24 protein-coding genes, 1 tRNA gene and 1 pseudogene are annotated in these 21645 nt (G+C 59.4%); 13 read left to right on the top strand and 13 right to left on the bottom strand.

Features of this window, described 5'->3' with window-relative positions; translation table 11 throughout:
* Positions 1–6: 6 nt before the first annotated feature.
* Positions 7–243: pseudogene (locus ABID16_RS11545) on the bottom strand (four-helix bundle copper-binding protein); the annotation flags it as partial.
* 262 nt (positions 244–505) lie between these two features.
* Here ABID16_RS11545 and ABID16_RS11540 point away from each other — a divergent pair.
* The gene (locus tag ABID16_RS11540; RefSeq protein ID WP_354556471.1) at positions 506–1177 is read left to right on the top strand and encodes a class I SAM-dependent methyltransferase; all 672 of its coding nucleotides are present in this window, start codon (positions 506–508) and stop codon (positions 1175–1177) included.
* A gap of 106 nt (positions 1178–1283) precedes the next feature.
* Here ABID16_RS11540 and ABID16_RS11535 read toward each other — a convergent pair whose 3' ends face one another.
* The 4 genes from ABID16_RS11535 to ABID16_RS11520 form a co-directional block, all read right to left on the bottom strand.
* Positions 1284–1544 (bottom strand): hypothetical protein, encoded by a 261-nt coding sequence (locus ABID16_RS11535; RefSeq protein ID WP_354556470.1) that lies wholly within the window; start codon positions 1542–1544, stop codon positions 1284–1286.
* A 211-nt stretch (positions 1545–1755) separates the two neighbouring features.
* Positions 1756–3240, bottom strand: a complete 1485-nt coding sequence (locus tag ABID16_RS11530) for an ankyrin repeat domain-containing protein (RefSeq protein WP_354556469.1) — start codon at positions 3238–3240, stop codon at positions 1756–1758.
* 267 nt (positions 3241–3507) lie between these two features.
* Positions 3508–3581, bottom strand: a tRNA-Gln gene (locus tag ABID16_RS11525).
* A complete protein-coding gene (locus ABID16_RS11520) occupies positions 3572–3928 on the bottom strand; it encodes a hypothetical protein (protein ID WP_354556532.1) in 357 nt (118 codons plus the stop codon). Before ABID16_RS11520 ends, ABID16_RS11525 begins: the two co-directional genes overlap by 10 nt.
* On the opposite strand from ABID16_RS11520, the gene ABID16_RS11515 reads away from it, so the two are divergent.
* From ABID16_RS11515 to ABID16_RS11505, 3 genes are all read left to right on the top strand, one after another.
* Positions 3819–5336, top strand: a complete 1518-nt coding sequence (locus tag ABID16_RS11515; protein WP_354556468.1) for a Ppx/GppA phosphatase family protein — start codon at positions 3819–3821, stop codon at positions 5334–5336. The two genes, ABID16_RS11520 and ABID16_RS11515, sit on opposite strands and share 110 nt — an antisense overlap.
* Positions 5333–6052: an RlmE family RNA methyltransferase gene (locus ABID16_RS11510; RefSeq protein ID WP_354556467.1), complete on the top strand. Its 720-nt coding sequence runs from the start codon at positions 5333–5335 to the stop codon at positions 6050–6052. Before ABID16_RS11515 ends, ABID16_RS11510 begins: the two co-directional genes overlap by 4 nt.
* 119 nt (positions 6053–6171) lie before the next feature.
* Positions 6172–6687, top strand: a complete 516-nt coding sequence (locus ABID16_RS11505; protein WP_354556466.1) for a hypothetical protein — start codon at positions 6172–6174, stop codon at positions 6685–6687.
* Between the two features lie 62 nt (positions 6688–6749).
* On the opposite strand, the gene ABID16_RS11500 is transcribed toward ABID16_RS11505, so the two are convergent.
* The 3 genes from ABID16_RS11500 to ABID16_RS11490 form a co-directional block, all read right to left on the bottom strand.
* Positions 6750–8138, bottom strand: coding sequence for an MFS transporter (locus tag ABID16_RS11500; protein WP_354556465.1), 1389 nt, complete (start codon positions 8136–8138; stop codon positions 6750–6752).
* 116 nt (positions 8139–8254) lie between these two features.
* Complete coding sequence (locus tag ABID16_RS11495; RefSeq protein WP_354556464.1) at positions 8255–8977, bottom strand: glutathione S-transferase C-terminal domain-containing protein; 723 nt, start codon at positions 8975–8977, stop codon at positions 8255–8257.
* Positions 8978–9114: 137 nt separating this feature from the next.
* On the bottom strand, positions 9115–9420 hold the full coding sequence (locus ABID16_RS11490; protein ID WP_354556463.1) for an ATPase inhibitor subunit zeta: 306 nt from the start codon (positions 9418–9420) through the stop codon (positions 9115–9117).
* A gap of 350 nt (positions 9421–9770) precedes the next feature.
* Here ABID16_RS11490 and guaB point away from each other — a divergent pair, with 350 nt between their 5' ends.
* The 6 genes from guaB (at position 9771) to ABID16_RS11460 (ending at position 13183) form a co-directional block, all read left to right on the top strand.
* Positions 9771–11267 carry an IMP dehydrogenase gene (gene guaB / locus ABID16_RS11485; protein ID WP_354556462.1) on the top strand — a complete coding sequence of 499 codons (1497 nt, stop codon included), beginning with the start codon at positions 9771–9773 and terminating at the stop codon, positions 11265–11267.
* Complete coding sequence (locus ABID16_RS11480; protein ID WP_354556461.1) at positions 11264–11824, top strand: hypothetical protein; 561 nt, start codon at positions 11264–11266, stop codon at positions 11822–11824. The genes guaB and ABID16_RS11480 overlap by 4 nt, the downstream gene beginning before the upstream one ends.
* A 257-nt stretch (positions 11825–12081) precedes the next feature.
* The gene (locus ABID16_RS11475; protein WP_354556460.1) at positions 12082–12291 is read left to right on the top strand and encodes a cold-shock protein; all 210 of its coding nucleotides are present in this window, start codon (positions 12082–12084) and stop codon (positions 12289–12291) included.
* A gap of 102 nt (positions 12292–12393) precedes the next feature.
* Entirely contained in the window at positions 12394–12687 is a 294-nt protein-coding gene (locus ABID16_RS11470) for a cold-shock protein (RefSeq protein WP_354556459.1), read from the top strand.
* A 24-nt stretch (positions 12688–12711) separates the two neighbouring features.
* Entirely contained in the window at positions 12712–12948 is a 237-nt protein-coding gene (gene rpsU / locus ABID16_RS11465; RefSeq protein ID WP_354556458.1) for a 30S ribosomal protein S21, read from the top strand.
* A 25-nt stretch (positions 12949–12973) separates the two neighbouring features.
* Positions 12974–13183, top strand: a complete 210-nt coding sequence (locus ABID16_RS11460) for a hypothetical protein (RefSeq protein WP_354556457.1) — start codon at positions 12974–12976, stop codon at positions 13181–13183.
* A gap of 27 nt (positions 13184–13210) precedes the next feature.
* Here ABID16_RS11460 and ABID16_RS11455 read toward each other — a convergent pair whose 3' ends face one another.
* The 5 genes from ABID16_RS11455 to ABID16_RS11435 form a co-directional block, all read right to left on the bottom strand.
* Positions 13211–14029 (bottom strand): ABC transporter permease, encoded by an 819-nt coding sequence (locus ABID16_RS11455; protein WP_354556456.1) that lies wholly within the window; start codon positions 14027–14029, stop codon positions 13211–13213.
* 2 nt (positions 14030–14031) lie between these two features.
* Positions 14032–14937, bottom strand: a complete 906-nt coding sequence (locus ABID16_RS11450; RefSeq protein ID WP_354556455.1) for an ABC transporter permease subunit — start codon at positions 14935–14937, stop codon at positions 14032–14034.
* Positions 14938–14941: 4 nt separating this feature from the next.
* Positions 14942–16084, bottom strand: coding sequence for an ABC transporter ATP-binding protein (locus tag ABID16_RS11445; RefSeq protein ID WP_354556454.1), 1143 nt, complete (start codon positions 16082–16084; stop codon positions 14942–14944).
* Positions 16085–16207: 123 nt separating this feature from the next.
* The gene (locus tag ABID16_RS11440) at positions 16208–17305 is read right to left on the bottom strand and encodes a polyamine ABC transporter substrate-binding protein (RefSeq protein WP_354556453.1); all 1098 of its coding nucleotides are present in this window, start codon (positions 17303–17305) and stop codon (positions 16208–16210) included.
* 151 nt (positions 17306–17456) lie between these two features.
* Positions 17457–18878, bottom strand: a complete 1422-nt coding sequence (locus tag ABID16_RS11435) for a helix-turn-helix domain-containing protein (RefSeq protein WP_354556452.1) — start codon at positions 18876–18878, stop codon at positions 17457–17459.
* A 251-nt stretch (positions 18879–19129) separates the two neighbouring features.
* Between ABID16_RS11435 and aceA the strand changes: the two genes are divergently transcribed.
* The 3 genes from aceA (at position 19130) to aqpZ (ending at position 21601) form a co-directional block, all read left to right on the top strand.
* Entirely contained in the window at positions 19130–20419 is a 1290-nt protein-coding gene (gene aceA / locus ABID16_RS11430) for an isocitrate lyase (protein ID WP_354556451.1), read from the top strand.
* Between the two features lie 91 nt (positions 20420–20510).
* Entirely contained in the window at positions 20511–20750 is a 240-nt protein-coding gene (locus ABID16_RS11425) for an SMc00767 family acetate metabolism repressor (RefSeq protein WP_354556450.1), read from the top strand.
* A 164-nt stretch (positions 20751–20914) separates the two neighbouring features.
* A complete protein-coding gene (aqpZ, locus tag ABID16_RS11420; RefSeq protein WP_354556449.1) occupies positions 20915–21601 on the top strand; it encodes an aquaporin Z in 687 nt (228 codons plus the stop codon).
* The last annotated feature ends 44 nt before the right edge of the window (positions 21602–21645 follow it).

Raw genomic sequence — 21645 nt, 5'->3', positions numbered from 1 at the left:
AGGATATCAGGCAGCCATGGCGCGGCAGCTTTCGGCGCATTGCCGGCAGGCTTCCACACAGGTGTCCATTTCGCCGATCCGCTCGCAATCATCAGCACATTGCGTACGGATTATTGCGCATTCGCGGCGGGTTTGCAGGTGGTGCCCGGTGCCGGTCAGCCTGAAATGCGCGGAGGTGCGGCACATCTCGGCGCACGCCATCATCAGCCGAAACTGCTTCGGCTCAGTGTGTCCGCCGCCAGCGCGACTTTATGCCGAACGATATTCCCTGACGCTTATTCTCCGTTGCAAAAGAAGACACTGCGCGCGGCAGCAGTGTCCGAACTGAAATAAATATCCCTTTGTTACACGCCAGCTTGAATTCAAGGAAACCTGTCAGAAATATTTGTCTCTTCTCCTGAGCCCTGCCTTCCCTTTTGGCGAGGAAGCTCATAGGAGAAGGCGGTTTCATTGCATATCGTATCCGTCATATTTGGACTGATTGTATTGCATCCTGGGGTTGGACATGGTCCAGAATATTGATTTCGAACCATCAAATCGTTTTCTTCACGATTACGTTGCCGAACAGTTTGCCGCTCCCGAGGGGCTCGCCGGACAGCTCATGGCAACGGCCATGCGCATCATCAACTGGCTACCCTATCGGGCGGCCTTTCGGCGGCTTTCCGTGGGCGCTGACGATGATGTGCTGGAAGTGGGGTTTGGGCCGGGTTCCGGATTGCGAAAACTGACAAGGCTCGCTTGCCGCGGCACCGTTTTCGGCATCGATCGCTCGAAAACCATGGTCTCTATTGCAGCGGCTCGAAACGAGGCGAGCATCACCGCAAGGACCTTGAAGATTGCCGAAGGCTCCTTTGAAGCCCTCCCAATGCCCGATTGTTCCGTCGACACGATCCTCGCCGTCAACATTCTCTATTTCGTAGATCCGCTGGAAAAGGCGCTTGCCGAAGCTTATCGCGTGCTGAAACCGGGGGGCCGGTTCGTGGCTTATGCCACCAATCACAGCCACATGGGGTGGCTGCAGTTCAACGGGTCAGTGACCAGGAACATCTTCACCAACCAAAGCCTGAGAGACGTGCTGACGTCGAGTGATTTCGGCGCCCTGCCGGTGGCCATCCACTCCGTCTGGCTACCCTTCGGATTTCGCGGGATCGTTGCCGTAGCGACCAGGGCCGAGTGACGCGCAGAGGTTCTCCGCCCCAGCAAATGTCGACGGGACGGGAACTCTTTGAGAGAGAAGGCAAGGGCAAACACGACGCCGACGCCGCCATGCCCTTGCCGGGAAATCAGCCGCCGACTGCGTCGCTGACGCATTTCTTCGTGTAGGCCGTCTTTGCAGCGCCGGCCAGCGCCTTGCCGTTCTTGTCCTTGGCCGACAAGTCGCAGGAGGCCGTCGCATCATTCGTGCACTTCTTCATAAACGACGTCAGCGCGGCGCCCGCCAGAGGCTTGCCGTTCTTGTCGACGGCCTTGGACTTGCAGGTGTCGGCGGCGTGCGCGGAGGCAGCTGCCAGGACCAGGAAAGTGGTGATCAGGATTTTCTTCATGAGGGTTCCTTCGATCGGATGGCCAATGGGTTTTGTCCGGAATGGCTATCCGGAGATAGCCGGTGTTGGAGTGCAGCCCCGCGAATCGTTTGGAGACCGTTGAACCGCGACGACAACTTTACTTGCCTCAACAGAGCTTATGAAGGTGGATTCCGCAGGAAGGCCGGGACAGGTCAACAAAAAGGCGATGGCCCGGTTTTGCCAAGCAGGCTCAAGCTGTTCTCGTCCACGTCAGGGTCTCAAGATCGAGCTCAAAGACGTTGCGGTTGTCGACAAAATCCAGTTTTCCATTGTCCCAGACGGCACATCTTCCATCTGAAATTCGGATTTTTGTCCGACCGTCAAACCGGGCGGCGTGACCATGTATCCAGCCCGGCATATCCCCTTTGGTTTCGACCGGCTCGATTTTGAACGAAGCGATGCTCAGGCGATAGACAGGCGTAAATCCCGGCTTGCGGTCCGGCACGTAACCAAGGTTTCCAATGATAAGGATGAAATCGCCAACACGCGTCGCGGAATGGAAATCCGTTGGCGGAAAGACGTCGGCCGGATAGGCGTAGATCTCGCATCGACCCTGGCCGTCATGCACGATCACATCGTTATAGATGCAGAAATTCGGGTCGTAGTAATCCTCGTGTTCACCTGCAATTTCGACGAAGCGGCCATCCGGGAGCCGGTTGATCGACTTTCCAAATCGCCGATAGCACCAGATCGGGTATCCCAGATCAAAATTCATCTCGGTCTTTGGCTTCACACGCGGATCATTCCATTGAGTTTTGGCTTTTTCCGCAGGCGTTGATGCCTTGCTCTTGCGCAGCGCTCTGGCCTCCGCCGAATATTTCATCTCGGCCAGTGATGCCGATCCGCCGCATCGAACCATAGCGGTCCAGAAGGGGTTGTGGACACGTTCGGGATTGAAGCGACCGAAGGCCCTGGATCGATATTTCCGATAATCCTCCATCGAACACTCCGGCGGTTCATCGACTTTGTAACCGAGCAGCGTTGCAAGCTGCTCCGGGTCGAGGCAGTTCGGATTCACACCGGCATCGAGCAGGATTTCAATCACCTGCCGATCATTCGCGCCCTGAATGGGCGTCGTGCCGGAATGCCGCGACCTTCCGATATCAACGCCGAAATCGATCAGTTTTCTCAAACACCGGACTGCACCCAATTCCGCAGCGTCGAAAACAACCGTTTCTCCCAAGGCGTTTTCCTGCTCCGGGTCGAACCCTTGTTCCAGCAGCCATTCAAGCATGGAAACATCGTCCTGCTCGATCGCATATCCCAAAGGCGTCCTGCCGCAGTCGCCGAGGGCCAGAATATCTGCGCCTGCATCAATCAGGAGCTTTGTCTTCGCAATTTCGCCGACCTGAATGGAAAACAGGAATGCAGTACGCTCTTGGCCATCAACGGCCTCAATGTCACTCTTGCCCGTCAAAGCCTCTTCAAGATCGTCCAGAGATCCAAAAGCGACTGCCAGGAAAATGTCGGTCCAGCCAAACTTCTCCGGATCGCCGCCGGCCGAGAGCAAGCGTTGAAGGACCGCAAATCGATCGGTTTCAGGCGTGATATCTTCGATCTTGCGCCTGTCTGCATCGGCCAGCTTCTCCGGGTCTACCTGACATCTCAACGCAGCAACAATGACCTCAAAGTCTGGCAGGCCAGGGCCAACAACTTGCGAGAAATCGGACTCCATTGACAGCCTTTACAATCTGAGACGCGCCGGGCGCCGCACGCGTGCCATTTGCACTCATGGGGCGGCGACCGAAAATACACAACTGTCTTCAGGCGGGCAATTTTGCTCGCATTGCCCCCGACCATCGACCGTCACTTTTCGATTGGATTGGATACGAAAGACTGTCTTGCATCAACCGCGGCGACTTGAACACGGCCCATGCGCCGCTCTCAGGAGATTGCGTCTACGCGGGCAGAGAAGGCAAATTATTCAGTAATTTAAGGCGAATGGCTGGGGAACCTGGATTCGAACCAAGATTAACGGAGTCAGAGTCCGTCGTTCTACCGTTGAACTATTCCCCAACAGCCTTGCGGCGGTCACGCCGTCTTTCGACCGCGTCGGTGAGGCGGCTTATAACCAAAAGATTGGCCGGTGCAAATACCCGATGTGAATTTTTTTTGTCGTGGTGGCTTTGCTTGGCTCGGCGTGAAAAACGGTTGGCGAAAGGTGCCGCCGCTGTTACAATTGCGCCAACGAAACTTGAACAAGCCTGCAGCAACTCCAAAAGAGATTTTTGCGCGGCGACATGGATATTGAACGTGGAAGACCCTTCGAACGGCTCTAAGCCGTCATTCGATGGGGCGTTCGACCGTACTGGCAGCTCGGGAAAGCCAAATTCCCGTCGCGGAAAACGCAGGCGTAGCGGCAAGAGCCGCGCAGCGTCCGCGCCTCCGGCAAAAGGCCAGCCGCTGGTGAAAACCGGCGACGCCGAACGTCCTGACACCCTTTCTGCGCCTGACAACAGGTCCGGCAGCGATGCGTCGCGCAAGCGTAAGCGCCGCCGCAAGAAAGGTGGCCAGCTGCGTCAGGCGCAATCACAGCAGCAGACGGCACAGGCTCAGCCGCAGGAAGCCCGAAGCCCCGGTTCCCGGAAGAAGCATCAGCGCAACCGCCGTTCCCTGCAAGGCCGTCCGCTTACGGCGCCGTCTGATCGCGCGGCCCCGGCGGTTGCAAGGCCACAGCCGACAAGCGACGCTCGTCAGCAGCCGCAGGCGGAGCGTGCCCTTGCGCCCCCGCCCCCCAGTGATCTTTATGCGGCGCTCGATCTCGGCACCAACAATTGCCGACTGCTGATCGCGCAGCCCACGCGGCCCGGCCAGTTCCGCGTGGTGGACGCCTTTTCGCGGATCGTCAGGCTGGGCGAAGGCCTGGGCTCCAGCGGCCGTCTCTCGGATGACGCCATGGACCGGGCCATCGAAGCCTTAAGAATTTGCGCCTCGAAGCTTTCGACCCGAAACATCCGCAGACATCGGCTGATTGCGACGGAAGCCTGCCGCGCCGCTGAAAACGGCGAAGAGTTTCTTGCGCGCGTGACGGCCGAAACGGGCCTGGAACTGGAAATCATCAATCGCGAGACCGAAGCGCGCCTTGCCGTATCGGGCTGCTCGTCTCTGGTCGGGCGCGAAACGCGCTCGGTCGTGCTGTTCGACATCGGCGGCGGCTCGTCGGAAATTGCCGTGATCAAGACGGGAGAGAACCGTTCCGCGCGGCTTGCCAATCACATCACGCACTGGACATCGCTACCTGTCGGCGTCGTCACACTTTCCGAACGCCATGGCGGGCGGGACGTGACGCCTACCGTCTTCGACGCGATGGTGCAGGAAGTCGAAGGCATGCTGGCGCAGTTCGAGAGCCCCGATGTCAGCGAGTTGGCCGATGATCCCGATTCCGGTTTCCACCTGATCGGCACGTCGGGCACGGTGACGACGCTGGCCGGCGTGCATCTTGGGCTCTCCAAATATGACCGCCGCAAGGTGGATGGCGTCTGGCTTTCGGATACGGAAGTCAATGCGATGCAGGCGAAGCTTCTGTCCTGGGATTTTGCCGGCCGAGCTGCCAATCCCTGCATCGGCCCGGATCGCGCCGATCTGGTGCTGGCGGGCTGCGCCATTCTGGAGGCCATCCGTCGCCGGTGGCCCTCGCCCCGCATGCGGGTGGCCGATCGGGGCCTGCGCGAAGGACTTCTCACGGACATGATGGCCGATGACGGCGCGTGGCGGCGGCAGCGCCATCGCAGCAACGCAGGCTGGCGCGGACGGCCCGGAGACAAGACATGACGAAACCGCCATCGACGCCGAACCGCACCGGGCGAAAGATCGGCCAGAAGGTGAAGAAGGGGAAGCTGAAGGCTTCTTCCCGCCGCTGGCTGGAGCGCCATATCAACGACCCTTATGTCCAGCGGGCAAAGCTCGAGGGCTATCGCGCACGCGCGGCCTTCAAGCTGCTCGAGATTGATGACAAGCATCAGATCCTCAAGGGCGCCAGGCGCATCATCGACCTGGGCTCGGCACCGGGCAGCTGGTCGCAGATCGCCGCCAAGGTGACGAATTCGACCGATAGCGACATTCGCGTCGCGGCCATCGACTTTCTGGAGATGGATGCGCTGCCGGGCGTGCATTTCCTGCAGATGGACTTTCTGCAGGACGAGGCCCCTCGCCTGCTGATGGAAGCACTCGGCGGCGCGCCGGATCTCGTTATGTCCGACATGGCCGCGCCGACGACGGGCCACAAGCGCACCGACCACCTGCGCACCATGCAGCTTTGCGAGGTTGCCGCGCATTTCGCCATCGAGGTGCTCGCCGAAGGCGGGCATTTCCTCGCCAAGACCTTCCAGGGCGGTACGGAAAACGAGCTGTTGACGCTTCTGAAGCAGAATTTCCGTCAGGTCGTCCATGTGAAGCCCGGTGCATCGCGCGCCGAGTCGGTCGAGATGTTCCTGCTCGCCAAGGGCTTCAAAGGACGTGTACGGGAAGAGGCAGAGGCGGAAGGCTGAAATTCCTATCTGAGGTTCCGTCGCGTTCTACGGAAGTTGATAACGAACACTTAGCACCTGCAGTGCAAACTATGAGTGCAAGCGCAAATTGATCGTGTTTCCCGCCCTATGGGACTTCCATGCAGAACAATGTTAAATTCGGCCGCCGCGGCGCTCCAAAGCGGGCGCCTGAACCAGCCCACGCTCCGCCTCCGAAAGCGGATTCAAAAACAGATGTTGACCTGAAAAGCTTGTACGCAAATTTTCAGGCCGATGTTGCGAGAGAGAATGCGCAAGCCCAAGGCGACGGCGGATCCTTGCTACGGACCGAGAAAACACCAGGCGGTAAACTGGGAAAAGCATTTCATGATTGGACCATGAGAAGCAAAACCAATATGGCAATTGGCTTGACGCTGGTGTTCTCACTGACGTCGTTTCCATTCCTGTTACAATTTTACTTCTACAATAAACATAAGGCTCTATACATTATATGCAGGCGATGCTCTTTTTTCACCACGGAGCATCTTATATACTATGATAAAAGCCCAACTTATTTCAAATTTCTTCTCATCGTCTACGTCTCAGTTGGGGTATCTCTTCACGCCTATCTGATTTTCATCTTGCTGTATCGGGCAGCGCGAAACAGAAGTTCGTGACTTTAACGTTCCGGAGCTGCCCTCAGCATCAAGGATTGAGCGAGACCCGACAAACATATCCCTCACCCCGCCTGATACGCCCTGTGCCCCGACACGTCCGCGCCGGCATCGCGCGGCAGGGGCACGATGAAGAACAGCGAGGCTGCCGAGAGCAGTGCCGTTACGCCAAAGGCCAGGTGGAAGGAGAAGAGCGAGAGCGTCTGCCCGCTCCACCATCCGCCCGTTTCGAGAATGAGGCCGGCGACAGCGACACCGAGAGCGGTGGCGATCTGCTGAAAGACGGAGCTGATCGAGGTTGCCTGGCTGGCATCGCTTTCGGCGATCGAAGTAAAGTTCAGGCTGTTCGACGACGTGAACAGGAACGACCGCGTGAAGCCTGCCAGATAAAGCGAACCGATGATCAGCCAGATCGGCGTGTCCGGCGTGAAGAAGACGGCGATGCCGATCATCGCAGCGCCACCGGCGGCGGCCATGACCATGGTGTCGCGGAAGCCATAAGCTGCCAGCGCGCGGGTGGCGAGGAACTTCGTCGACATCGCGCCAAAGGCACCGGCAAAGGTGATGAGGCCCGAATGGAAAGGGTTCAACCCGAAACCCATCTGCAGCATCAGCGGCATCAGGAACGGCTGGGCGCCATTGGCGACGCGGAAGATCGTTCCGCCAATAATCGAGAGGCGGAAGACGGGATCGCGGAAGAGCTTCAACGTGAGGATCGGGTTCGGGACGCGCCGGGCGTGGCGGATGTAGAGCACGAGCGTCACGACGCCGAGCACCGTTGCCGCAACGCCAACGACGGGTGGTAGCGCCGGCAGGCTGATGACCGAGAGGCCGAACACGATGCCGGCGGCGGCAATGCCGCTGAGGAAAAAGCCCGGCCAGTCAAGCTTCGGCGTTTCGCGCGGCGGCACTTCGGGCAGGTAGATCGATGAGAGCCAGATGCCCAGAAGACCGATCGGCACGTTGATCAGGAAGATCCAGTGCCAGGTGAAATAGGTAGTGATGAAACCGCCGAGCGGCGGGCCGGCCATGGGGCCAATGAGACCCGGAATGGTCAGCCAGGTCATCGCGGAGACGAATTCGCTCTTCGGCACGGCGCGCACCAGCACGAGGCGGCCAACCGGCGTCATCATCGATCCGCCGATGCCCTGCAGGAAGCGGGCAATGACGAATTCCGGCAGGCTGGAGGACATGGAGCAGGCAACCGAGCCAAGTACGAACACGAGCAGCGCGATGCGGAATATGTTCTTCGCACCGAACTTGTCGGCCATCCAGCCGCTGATCGGGATGAAGACGCCGAGCGCCACGAGATAGGAGGTGAGCGCCAGCTTCAGCGTGATCGGGCTCACCCCGATGTCGCCGGCAATCGCGGGGAGCGACGTGGCGATGACCGTCGAATCCATCATTTCCATGAAGAAAGCGAAGGCGAGGATGATGGGGACGATGCGGGGCATGGCGAACCTGAGAACGAATACAGGCGGATGGATGCCGCCTGTCCTGTTATTGTAAGGAATACATACTTTCCATAATCCCGGTGCTTGAGATTGGATAGTGAATTCTTGGCAATGTTTCAGAGCATTGCGAGATCACATTCCGGCAGGAACTCGGAGGCCAGCCGGTCGCGATAGGCAGCAAGATTCGGTTCGGCAAGGATAGCGTTGCGGATGGGGCCGGGAAAGGCCCGCGCTGTCGCAGCGATGGCGAAGGCCAGCACCGTTGCGTCGGAGCCGCTCGGCCGATCGCCCAGAAGGTAAGGCTTGTCGCCGAGAAGAGAGGCTATCGCGCGGGTGTTTTCGGCGCAAAGCATATCATTTTCCGCGCTGCTCATTCTTGCAGTGCCTTGGCCCTTCAGGGAGTTCAGCACGCTGCGGCGGACGAGTGGGGCAATCAGGAGGCGAAGCGGCGCCGGCATTGCGCCGAATGCAGCCTCGCGCATCACCGGCCAGCCGTCGGGACGGATCCAACGACGTTCGACGGCGAAGAAGTAGCTCGATTCTTCCAGCGTGCGCTCGGCGAGCAGACCCGTCATCAGGGTTGGCTCGTCATATCCACCGGAGAAATCCGCGCCATAGGTCTCCGCGAGATAGCGTTTAATGAAGCGCGAATCGGAGACGATACGACCGTTGTCGTCGATATACGGCAGCTTGCCGCGCGGGGCGTTGCGGGCACCGGCAATTCCATTGATCTTTTCGAAGGGGATGCCCGACATGCGCAACAGGATCATGACCTTCATGACAAAAGGGCTCAGGTCCGGCTGTCCCACACCCGGTCCGAAACCATAAAGTTTGATCATGCTCGCTTATCCCGCCTTTGCCTCTGGCTTTATCCAAACGGCTAAGAGCGGGAATGTCCATATCTTCGCACGGCGCATCAAACGCAAAGGCCGGAATTTTTCAATTCCGGCCTTTGTTGAAATCGAAAGACAGAAAACTACGCTGCCATGTCGGCGGAAACCTGACGCAGGACAGCGGAAAGACGCGAGAGAATTTCATCACCCTCGACGGAAATGCCAGCTTCGGCGAAGTCTCGGTTCAGGCGCTCGATGGCGCCACCGCGCTTGATGATGTCTTCAGTCACCAGCTCGTCGGCATAGGCGTTCGGATCGACATGGCCGAGTTTTTCGGCGGCCCAGAGCGCCAGTTGCATCTTGCTCTGCGTATCGACACGAAACTGGAATTCACGTTCGCGTGCATACGAGAGTTCAGAAGCCTCAGCCCGCATCTTCAGAGCATTCATGTTCACATCCCCTAGAGTGATCAAATAATCCGATGGCATCGCTGCCATGAGGGGAGTTTGCACAGGTCCGGTTGCGACTTTCTGAGACTTATGCATGGCATTTTACCTATACTGTCGATTTCGCGACAAAGCTGTGCAACTTTTGGAATTGAACAACCTGAAAGCCGCAACTCGCGACACGAGAGTACGGAAAATGGGACATCTGGCTGTGGATAGCGTTTTGCTATTCCCTTCCGGTCATGATCATGTTACCAGCCCTCGCCAACTTCCAGAAGAAATGGAAACCCAGCGGAGCCGCTCCCAAGCTGCCGCTGCTTTCGCATTTCGGCAATTCGAAAGGAATTTGGCAGATGGCGCGCATAATCGAATCCGCTACCGGGCATGAGGCCCTCACCTTCGACGACGTTCTTTTGCAGCCCGGTCACTCCGAGATCATGCCGGGGCAGACGAATATCGCGACGCGGATCGCCTCCGATATCGAATTGAACCTGCCGATCCTGTCCTCCGCCATGGATACCGTCACGGAATCGCGCCTTGCCATTGCCATGGCGCAGGCCGGCGGCCTCGGCGTGATCCATCGCAACCTTTCGCCGGCCGCGCAGGCCGAAGAGGTTCGACAGGTGAAGAAGTTCGAAAGCGGCATGGTCGTCAACCCGGTGACGATCGGCCCGATGGCGAAGCTTGCCGAAGCGCTGGCGCTGATGAAGGCGCATGGCATTTCCGGAATTCCGGTCGTGGAAAACGGCGGCAATGGCGTTGCCGGCAAGCTGGTCGGCATCCTGACCAACCGCGACGTGCGTTTCGCCACCAATCCCGAACAGCCGATCCACGAGCTGATGACCAAGGAAAAGCTCATCACGGTGACGGAAAGCGTCGAGCAGCAGGAAGCCAAGCGCCTGCTCCACAGCCACCGCATCGAGAAGCTGCTGGTCGTTGACAATGACGGCCGCTGCGTCGGTCTCATCACGGTGAAGGATATAGAGAAGTCGCAGCTGAACCCCAACGCGACCAAGGATCCGCAGGGCCGCCTTCGCGCTGCCGCTGCCATCTCGGTCGGCGACGATGCGCGCGAGCGGACCGAGCGTCTGCTGGATGCCGGCGTTGACGTCATCGTCATCGACACCGCGCATGGCCATTCGCAGAAGGTTCTGGATGCTGTCGGTATCGTGAAGAAGATGACCAATTCGGTTCGCATTATCGCCGGTAACGTCGCAACCGCAGGCGGCACGCGCGCGCTGATCGATGCGGGCGCCGACGCCGTAAAAGTCGGCATCGGTCCGGGCTCGATCTGCACGACGCGCATCGTCGCAGGAGTGGGCGTTCCGCAGCTCGCCGCGATCATGGCCGCGGTCGAGGAAGCCAACAAGTCGAATGTTCCGGTGATCGCCGATGGCGGCATCAAGTTCTCGGGCGATCTCGCCAAGGCCATCGCGTCTGGCGCATCGGCCTGCATGATCGGCTCGCTGCTTGCCGGCACGGACGAAAGCCCCGGCGAGGTCTATCTCTACCAGGGCCGCTCCTTCAAGGCCTATCGCGGCATGGGCTCCGTGGGCGCCATGGCGCGCGGCTCGGCAGACCGCTACTTCCAGGCGGAAGTGCGCGACACGCTAAAGCTGGTTCCGGAAGGTATTGAAGGCCAGGTTCCCTATAAGGGGCCTGTTTCGGGCGTGCTACATCAGCTCGCCGGCGGTCTTCGTGCTGCCATGGGCTATGTCGGCGGCGTCGATCTGCCCGATTTCCAGAAGAAGGCGACCTTCGTTCGTATTTCTGGCGCAGGTCTCCGTGAGAGCCATGCGCATGACGTGACGATCACCCGCGAGAGCCCGAACTATCCGGGTGGCATGTGAGCTTCCGGCTCGGCGACAGCGTGAAAAAGGACCCGTGGCTGTGGCTCACGGGTCTGGCTTCGGCGGGCCTGCTTTTGTTGATGAACTTGCGTGACGCGGCCCTGTTCGCGTCGCTGACCCATGGTCGAACCATTCCGGATTCCGACTTCTCCTCGACCCGTGAAAGTCTGCTGGCGCTTAAGGATTATCTCGGTACGCAGCCGGAGGCGGCCGACGTGTTGCGCGCCATGCACATGCAGGCGGACCTGGTCCTGCCGGCAACGCTCACGATCTTCCTCTTCCTGCTCCTGCGCCGGCTTGCGCCCGGCGTCGTGATCTATGGCCGGCCGGCTGAAAATCTTCTACCGCTCCTGCTGATCTTTCCGATCCTTTATGGTTTCGCCGATTATTCGGAAAACGTCGTTAGCCTGCTCCTCTTTCCGCCAGCGGCGCCACAACCGGCCACTGCGGCGTTTCTGGCGGATGCGCTTTCATGGGCTACACGCCTGAAATTCCTCGCCGCGACGATCGCAGGTGTCTTTGTTGCCCGGCTGGTGATCGCCCGGATATCGCCCTGAACGGCCAAATATTTTCGAAATTTCTCAAAATAAACTTCGGTGCGATAACAACCGCTTAAAGGCGAAAATCTGGGCGCTGTCGCGAATAAATGGCATCACCCATTGTAAAATTTCAAATAAAGCATACATTCGAGACATCGAAAGTTGCTAGTGACGTCGTTAAGAGCTTTGCTCCCGTCGAATTTCCTCTCAAATCATCGATCCAATCCTGCGAGGTTTCGCGGGAACAACAACGATTGCTATGAAAGGAAATCGTTATGAACACTGGTACCGTAAAGTGGTTTAACTCCACCAAGGGCTTCGGCTTCATTCAGCCTGATAACGGCTCGACGGACGTTTTCGTCCACATCTCGGCTGTTGAGCGCGCTGGCATGCGTTCGCTCACCGACGGCCAGAAGATCAGCTACGACATCGTGCAGGACCGCAAGTCCGGCAAGAATTCGGCTGACAATCTTCGCGCAGCGTAATTCGTCATTCGCTGAGGCTGACCACGGATGTACTGGCAGCATCGCTGAGTGACTGTGAGAGGTCGGGTTCACGCCCGGCCTTTTGTTTTTCTGGAGATTTCCATGTCGGAAGTTCGCTATGCCCCGGACGACATGGTCGTCCTCCACGCCCGCACGTTTCAGGGCGTTTCGCAGCAGCTCACGGTTCGCATCGTCAACTGCCAGCCAGTCTCGACAAGCGGGGCAGTTCGATATCGCGTCCGCATTCCGGGCGAAAACTTTGACCGGACGGTCGGTCGTGACGACATCGACGCGCTTGCCTCGCCCGGCAGCGGCGTTCAAGCGCCGGAGCAGATTTCGCGCGCGAAGCCCGGTTCCAGCTGGATCAACACGGCGGCCATACGGACCCGCAAGTAACAACAACCACAGGCAGGAGACGTTTTGCAAGTTATCGTCAGAGACAACAATGTCGACCAGGCGCTTCGCGTTCTGAAAAAGAAAATGCAGCGCGAAGGTGTATTCCGCGAGATGCGGGCCCGCAGCTCCTATGAAAAGCCTTCGGAACGTCGCGTGCGCGAACAGGCCGAGGCGGTGCGCCGGCACAGAAAACTCCAGAAGAAGCAGATGCAGCGCGAAGGGCTCCTGCCCATGCCCAAAAAGGCCGTGCGCCCGCGCTGAACCACGAACCACCACGGAGGACACCATGAACGCTACGAAAGACCAGTTTTTCAAGCCCGGCAAGATGTCGGCTCAGGACAAGGCATCCGCCATCGACCATATGGCGCGCCAGATCATTGCAAAGGAAGCCGCCCAGCGTGAGGTGAAGACCGAGCGCCTGCGCAAGCTGCGCGAGGCGCAGCAAGCACTGGCACCGGCCGAGCCAGCTCCGCGCGGCAAGGCAAAACGCGGCTGATCTTCTCAGACCGGCCGCGCCCGTAGTTTATCCTTGGGCGAACGCCGCCTGCTCGTCACGCTGGCGCTGCACTTCGCGGCGCTTCGTGATGATCGACGCCGTGATGACGCCTATTGTGACAATCGTCACCAGAATGGTCGAAACCGCGTTGATTTCCGGCGTGACGCCAAGACGCACCTGACTGTAGATTTTCATCGGCAGCGTCGTGGCACCCGGACCAGAGGCGAAGCTCGATATCACGAGATCGTCGAGCGACAGCGTGAAGGCCAGCATCCAGCCAGAAACGACAGCCGGCGCGATGACCGGCAGCGTTACCTGCAGGAAGGTACGCGCAGGCGTCGCGCCGAGATCCATCGCCGCCTCCTCGATCGACCGATCAAAGCTCAACAGCCTCGACTGCACGACGACTGCGACATAGCACATGGAGAATGTGATATGCGCGAGGATGACCGTGACGATGCCGCGATCCAGATTGACCGCCACGAAAAAGAGCAGCAGCGACAGGCCAGTGATGACATCCGGCATGACGAGCGGCGCGAAGATCATGCCGGAAAAGAGAAACCGGCCGCGAAACTTCGTGTACCGCGTCAGCGCAAGAGCCGCCAACGTCCCGAGCACGGTGGCGATCGTCGCTGAGGTGAAGGCGACGCGCGCCGTCACCCACGCTGCATCCTTCAGCGCCTGATTTTCCAGGAGCGATGCATACCATTTCGTCGAGAAGCCGCCCCAGACTGTGACGAGCTTCGATTCGTTGAATGAGTAGACGATCAGCAGCAGGATCGGCAGATAGAGAAAGCCGAAGCCGAGCGTGATCGAGAACTTGTTGAAAGAGGTCCAGCGGTTCATCGTCATTCTCCCTGTGCTTTGGCCTGGGCGTTCTGGAAGAGGGCAATCGGGATCACCAGCACCAGAAGCAGGACGATAGCGACGGCGGACGAGACCGGCCAGTCGCGGTTGGAGAAGAATTCGGCCCAGAGCGTCTTGCCGATCATCAGCGTTTCCGAGCCGCCCAAGAGATCGGGGATGACGAATTCGCCTGTTGCCGGGATGAAGACGAGCAGGAAGCCTGCGATGACGCCGGGCAGCGAGAGCGGGAACGTCACCTTCCAGAAGGCCTGGAAGCGGGTGCACCCGAGATCTTCAGCCGCCTCGATCAGGGTGCCGTCCAGCTTTTCAAGCGCCGAATAGAGCGGCAGGACCATGAAGGGCAGATAGGAATAGACGATGCCGATATAGACCGCGACATTGGTGTTCAGGATGATCAGTGGCTCGTGAATGAGCCCCAGATAGAGCAGGATCTGGTTGAGGAAGCCTTCGGGCTTCAGGATCGCGATCCAGGCATAGACGCGGATCAGGAAGCTCGTCCAGAACGGCAGGATGACCAGCATCAGGAGCGTCGGCCGGATCGTGCGCGGCGCCTGCGCCATGGCATAGGCAATCGGATAGCCGACGAGCAGCGTCAGAAGCGTCGAGAAGAATGCGATGGTGACGCTGGAGATATAGGCCTTCAGGTAGAGCGAATCCTGCGTCAGATAGAGAAAGTTATCGAAGGAAAGCTGGTTCAGAAAATCCTTCAACCCCTCCCAGCCCGCCGCAATGTCGAAAACCGGCGTGTAGGGCGGCATGGCAATCGCGGTCTGCGACAGCGAAATGCGGAAGACGATGAAGAACGGGACGAGGAAGAAGATCAGCAGCCATCCGAACGGAACGGCGATGACCAGACGGTTGAAGATGCCGTTGACGAGCCTGACCATGATCTCAATCCTTCAAGAGCACGCCGGCATCGCCGTCGAAGGAAATCCACACATCCTCGTCGTAACCCAGCGGGTTTTCGACCGAGCGCTGCGCATTGAGCATTGAGGCTTTGACCGTCTGGCCGTTCTTCAGCTTGACGATATAGACCGTCATGTCGCCGAGATAGGCGATGTCCCACATCTCACCCTTGGCGGAGTTGACCCCGGCGTTCATGGGCGCTTCGCGCGAGACGCGGATCTTTTCCGGCCTGATGGCAAAGCCGCGCGACGCACCGCGCACATCGGACGTTCCGATGGGCGTGCGAATGGTGAAGCCTTCCGTGACAGCGATGTCAAGGGTTCCGCCGTCCGCGGGGCTGGCGAGACCATCGAAAATGTTCACGTCGCCGATGAAGTCTGCGACGAAGCGCGAGTTGGGAGCCTCGTAGATTTCGGCAGGCGTTGCCACCTGACTGACCTTTCCGGCAGCCATGACGGCAATCCGGTCCGCCATGGTCATGGCTTCTTCCTGGTCATGGGTGACGACGACAAAGGTCAGACCCAGATCCTGCTGCAGGTCCATGAGTTCGAACTGGGTTTCCTCGCGCAGCTTCTTGTCGAGCGCGCCGAGCGGTTCGTCGAGCAGCAGAACCTTCGGCCGCTTGGCAATCGAGCGAGCAAGCGCCACGCGCTGGCGCTGGCCACCGGAGAGCTGGTGCGGCTTGCGGGCGGCGAATTTCTCCAGCTTGACGAGCTTCAGCATCTGCGCGACGCGCTCGGCGATCTCGTTTTTCGGCAGACCGTCCTGCTTGAGGCCGAAGGCGATGTTCTTCTCGACCGTCATATGCGGGAAGAGCGCATAGGACTGGAACATCATGTTGACAGGCCGGCGATAGGGCGGCGTGCCGGCCATGTTGACGCCATCGAGGATGATTTCGCCCGAGGTTGGCTGTTCGAAGCCCGCAAGCATGCGCAGCAGCGTCGATTTTCCGCAGCCGGAAGCGCCCAGCAAGGCGAAGAACTCGCGGTGATAGATGTCGAGCGAAAGATCGTCGACGGCAACGAAGGTTCCGAATTTCTTCGTCACATTGCGAAACGAAATATACGGCTTGGCGCTCGGATCCGTCCACGGCGCGAAGGATCTGCGGATGCTGCCCAAAGATTTCATGATGTTCCCCGGATTATGGATTTTCAAAGGGTTCTTGCGACCGGACCTGTCCCCTCTCCCCGTGGAAAGACCCGGCAATCATCAAGGAAAAGGCCCGAGCAAGCCCGGGCCTTTTGATCTTGCTTACTGACCGGTGACGACTTTCGTCCAGAGCCGGGTCTCGACGCGCTGCGTCTTCGGATCGAGCGGCGTCACGATGAAGAGTTTCTTCATCAGAGCTTCGTCCGGGTAGATATCCTTGTCTTCCAGGATCGACTTGTCGACGAACTGCTGCGAGGCCTTGTTGCCGTTCGCATAAAAAACGAAGTTCGATGCCTTGGCGATGACTTCCGGCTTCATCATGTAGTTGAGGAAGGCGTAGGCCGCGTCCTTGTGCGGCGCATCCGCCGGCACCGCCATCATGTCGAACCACATCTGCGCGCCCTGCTTGGGGATCGAGTAGCCGATATGAACGCCGTTCTTTGCCGCTTCGGCGCGGCTGGCTGCCTGGAGCATATCGCCGGAATAACCGAAGGCGATGCAAATATCGCCATTGGCAAGACCGTTGATATATTCAGAGGAGTGGAACTTGCGGATATTCGGGCGGGCAGCTTCGAGCAGCGCTGCCGCCTTTTCCAGATCCTTCTGATCATGGCTGTCGGGCTTGAGGCCGAGATAGTTGAGAGCCGCCGGCAGCACGTCCTGCGGCGAATCCAGCACGTTGATGCCGCAATCCTTGAACTTGGCAGCCACCTTCGGATCGAAGATCGCTTCAAGGCCCGGCTTGTCCTCGGAACCGAGGATGGCCTTCACCTTGTCCTTGTTGTAGCCGATACCGTTCGTGCCCCACATGTAATCGATGGCATACTGGTTGCCGGGGTCATATTTGGCGACGCGCTCGTTTATCATGTCCCACATGTTGGCGATGTTGGGCAGCTTCGACTTGTCGAGCTTGAGAAACACGCCGGCCTGAATCTGCCGGGCGAGGAAGTTGGCGGTGGGCACCACGACATCGTAGCCGGTGCCCCCGGCGAGCAGCTTGGTTTCGAGCAGTTCGTTCGTGTCGAACGTGTCGTAGACAACCTTGATGCCGGTTTCCTTGGTGAAATCTTCCAGGATCGTCGGATCGATATAGTCCGACCAATTGTAGATGTTGACGACCTTGTCTTCGGCCAGAGCCCCGGTTGCAAGCGCCGTCGTCATGGCCGCTGCAAGCGCAATATGTTTCAATACGGATTTCATCCTGTTCTCCTCTGGAGTTGAACCTTTAGTGCCTGCCGGAGGGTCGGGCGGGCTAAACGGCCTTGTTTTCTTTGGAGACTAGAAATGTTTTATGCAGGCGACAAGAGGCTTTCTGCCTTCGGCGCAAAAATTTGATCAAACGCAGCGCATACTATTGGAAATCGAAAATGCTGAGGCCCGTCACCATCTCGTCCAGCCCTAGCGGACGCGTCACGGGCGGCTCGGCGCGGGCGAGACAGCCCTGGCGCTCGCATGTCCTGCAGGCCGGGCCGATCGCCACCGGACCGCCGGGCATATTGGCAACGGCCTGGCCATAGACGATTTCATCGCGGAAGGAGATATCGCAGCCTAGCAGAAGTGCAGTGCGGCGGACGCGTTCCGAGAAGGCGCCCTGCGGCCCCTCGAGCGTGCGCGAAATGACGACGAATTCCGCGCCGTCGGGCATTTCCACCGCGTCGACGAGGATTTGCGCCGGCTGGGCGAAGGCGGAGTGGATGTTGAGCTTGGGACAACGGCCGCCGAAACGGACCTGCGGGAAGCCTTGGGCGCCTGCACGACGGAAGCGGTTTCCGGCATTGTCGATTTCCAGCATGAAGAAGGGCACAGCTGCCGCACCCGGCTTCTGCAGCATAGTCAACCGGTTTGCCGCCATTTCATAGGAGACACCGAAGCGGGAGCGCAGAACATCGACATCGTAGCGCGCCCGCTGGGCGGCGGCATGGAATGCGCCATAGGGCATGAGCAGCGCATGCGCGGCATAGCGCGCCAGCTCGAAACGGCCGATGCGGCGCGCTTCATGGGAGGAGAGACCCAGCGTGTCGAGTTCGGCGAGCAAATCGTCCTTGAGTGCGATCTGCGCCACTTCCATCGCCACTTCGCGCAGCTGATCGAAGGGCGAGAGGCGCTCCGAGAGGAAGAGACGCATGGAGTGCCGGTCATAGCGCCGGCGCAGGCCGGGCATGGTATGGACTGGTAGCGTGCGCACGACGATGCCGTGACTGTTCTTCAGCCAGGTCCGCAATGCGCCGCCGATATCGTCGGCGGGCTTGATCGCCTCGTGGAAGCGTTCGGCGGCCTCGTCCAGCCGGGCGAAATAGTTGGGGCGGCGCTCGAAAAGCTCGCGCACTTCATCAGCCGGCAGGCGCGCAGCAGACAGGGCCGTCTCATGGCCCTCGCGGGCGAGAAGCTCGGCGAGATCGGTGAGCCGCGCCGCCTGTTCGCGATAGGCGCGGTAAAGCTTGTTCACGGCAGCCGTCGCATTGGGCGCGGCCTCGGCCATCTCGACCAGCTCCTGATCGCCCGGCAATTCGCCGGCCAGAAGTGGGTCGGTGAAGATTTCGCGCAGCTGGCTGACGCTGCCCGCCGCCTCGCCCTGCAACTCATCGAGATCGACCTTGTAGACCGATGACAGTTTCAGGAGCAGCTGGACAGTCAGCGGACGCTGGTTGCGCTCGATGAGGTTCAGATAGGACGGCGAGATTTCCAGCGCCTCGGCCATGGCCGTCTGCGTCAGCGTAAGCGCATTGCGAATGCGGCGCACACGGGGGCCCGCAAAGATCTTGTGTTCGGCCATTTCGCCCTCCCCCTGTGACTGATTTTACAAAACTTGCCGATGTTTTTACAAAGGATAAAATTTACAATCTTTACAAATTTACAGCACCTCCTTGTCAAAGACAAGACATCGTAACCTCTTTATCCATCCGTTTTCGCTCATTTTTCTGGATGTTTTTGCGCTGCGGTGTAAAAACAGTCACATCAGATTTCGGCAAGCGAGCAACCCAAGACGAGCGAGCCGAGTGGTTAGTCAAAGAACGGAGACACGTTATGACCGATTTTTACAATCTTGTTCCCTCGGCGCCGCAGGGCCGCTTCGACAATATCGAACGTCCTTACACCGCCGAAGACGTCAAGCGCCTGCGCGGCTCCGTTCAGATCAAGCAGACGCTGGCTGAAATGGGCGCGAACCGCCTCTGGAAGCTGCTGCATGAAGAAAGCTACATCAACGCACTCGGCGCGCTCTCGGGCAACCAGGCCATGCAGATGGTTCGCGCTGGCCTGAAGGCGATCTACCTCTCTGGCTGGCAGGTTGCTGCCGACGCCAACACGGCTTCCGCCATGTATCCGGACCAGTCGCTCTATCCGGCAAACGCCGCGCCGGAACTGGCCAAGCGCATCAACCGCACGCTGCAGCGCGCCGACCAGATCGAAACCTCCGAAGGCAAGGGCCTTTCGGTCGACACCTGGTTCGCCCCGATCGTTGCCGATGCTGAAGCCGGCTTCGGCGGCCCGCTCAACGCCTTCGAAATCATGAAGGCTTTCATTGAAGCAGGCGCTGCCGGCGTTCACTTCGAAGACCAGCTCGCTTCGGAAAAGAAGTGCGGCCATCTCGGCGGCAAGGTTCTGATCCCGACAGCTGCTCATATCCGCAACCTGAATGCGGCCCGTCTTGCAGCCGACGTCATGGGTGTTCCGACCCTCATCGTTGCCCGCACGGATGCTGAAGCTGCAAAGCTCCTGACCTCCGACATCGACGAGCGCGACCGTCCGTTTGTTGACTACGATGCAGGCCGCACGGCGGAAGGCTTCTACCAGGTCAAGAACGGCATCGAGCCCTGCATCGCCCGTGCGATCGCTTATGCGCCGAACTGCGACCTGATCTGGATGGAAACCGGCAAGCCGGATCTGGAACAGGCCCGCAAGTTTGCCGAAGCCGTGCACAAGGCGCACCCGGGCAAAATGCTCGCCTACAATTGCTCGCCGTCGTTCAACTGGAAGAAGAACCTCGACGATGCAACGATTGCGAAGTTCCAGAAGGAACTCGGCGCGATGGGCTACAAGTTCCAGTTCATCACGCTCGCCGGCTTCCATCAGCTGAACTTCGGCATGTACGAGCTGGCCCGTGGCTACAAGGACCGCCAGATGGCTGCCTATTCGGAGCTGCAGGAAGCGGAATTCGCGGCAGAAGCCAACGGCTACACCGCGACCAAGCACCAGCGCGAAGTCGGCACCGGCTACTTCGACGCCGTCTCGATCGCCATCACGGGCGGCAAGTCCTCGACGACCGCCATGAAGGAATCGACAGAGACCGAGCAGTTCCGCCCGGCCGCCGAGTAAAATCCCAAACAACCACCCTCCCCTTCACCGGGGAGGGCCACGACCCCGACAATCGATTTCACAAACCCCTGCATAAAAGAGGAGAAATGCCATGAATGCCCCAGCTACCCGCGTCAAGGAACGTGCGGAAGAACAGTCTTCGGCCATGTCTGCCGACCAGCAGGCCATGATCCGGATGGTCGCCAACGACCTGCACCGCCTGAACCAGTCCGTCATGAAAGCCGTCGATGCCGGCGTTTCGGTCGAACTCGTCCGGTCCGCCCGCCACCACGGCGGCGAAGGAAACTGGGGCGATCTCCTCATTCCGGTCATCGTGACTCAGGGCCGATAAAGGCCAACACAGCCATGACCTCCCGACGCCCGGAAGCTCTCTGCTTCCGGGCATTCGCATTTGAGACAACCGGAAGAGACACAACCATCCCCATACCCGCTTGACTATTGTCAGCCCGTCGTGGTGATCTGATACGGGGACATCAAGCGCCTGGAGGGGCAATCATGAAAAACAAGCTTCTTGCGGAAGCATTCGGTACGTTCTGGCTCGTGTTCGGGGGATGCGGCAGCGCGGTTCTCGCGGCGGGCTTCCCACAACTCGGCATCGGCTTTCTCGGCGTTTCGCTCGCCTTCGGCCTGACAGTGCTGACCATGGCCTATACGGTCGGTGGCATCTCCGGCGGGCATTTCAACCCGGCGGTTTCGGTGGGCCTGACGGTGGCGGGACGGCTGCCGGTTTCCGATCTCATTCCGTACATCATTGCGCAGGTCGTCGGCGCGATCATCGCGGCGGCCGCGCTCTATGTCGTGGCAACCGGCAAGGCGGGCGCTGAGATCGGCGGCTTTGCGGCCAACGGTTATGGCGAGCATTCGCCGGGCGGCTACTCAATGCTGGCGGGGCTGGTGATCGAGGTCATCCTGACGGCCTTCTTCCTGATCATCATTCTGGGCGCAACGCATGGTCGCGCGCCGGCGGGTTTTGCGCCGATCGCCATTGGCCTCGCGCTGACGCTCATTCACCTGATCTCCATTCCGGTGACCAATACCTCGGTCAACCCGGCCCGCTCCACAAGCCAGGCCCTCTTTGCCGGTGGCTGGGCGATCGGTCAGCTCTGGCTGTTCTGGGTGGCGCCGATCGTCGGTGCCGTCATCGGTGCGCTGATCTGGAAGGTGATGGGCGAGAAGGACTAAGTCGGTAGGCACACTGGCGGGGGCGATAGTCCCCGCCATCAAGG

It is taken from the genome of Limnomicrobium aquaticum, from assembly GCF_040545545.1.
Taxonomy (GTDB): Bacteria; Pseudomonadota; Alphaproteobacteria; order Rhizobiales; family Rhizobiaceae; genus Ensifer_A; species Ensifer_A aquaticum.
This window is presented reverse-complemented; position numbering and strand designations above follow the sequence as displayed.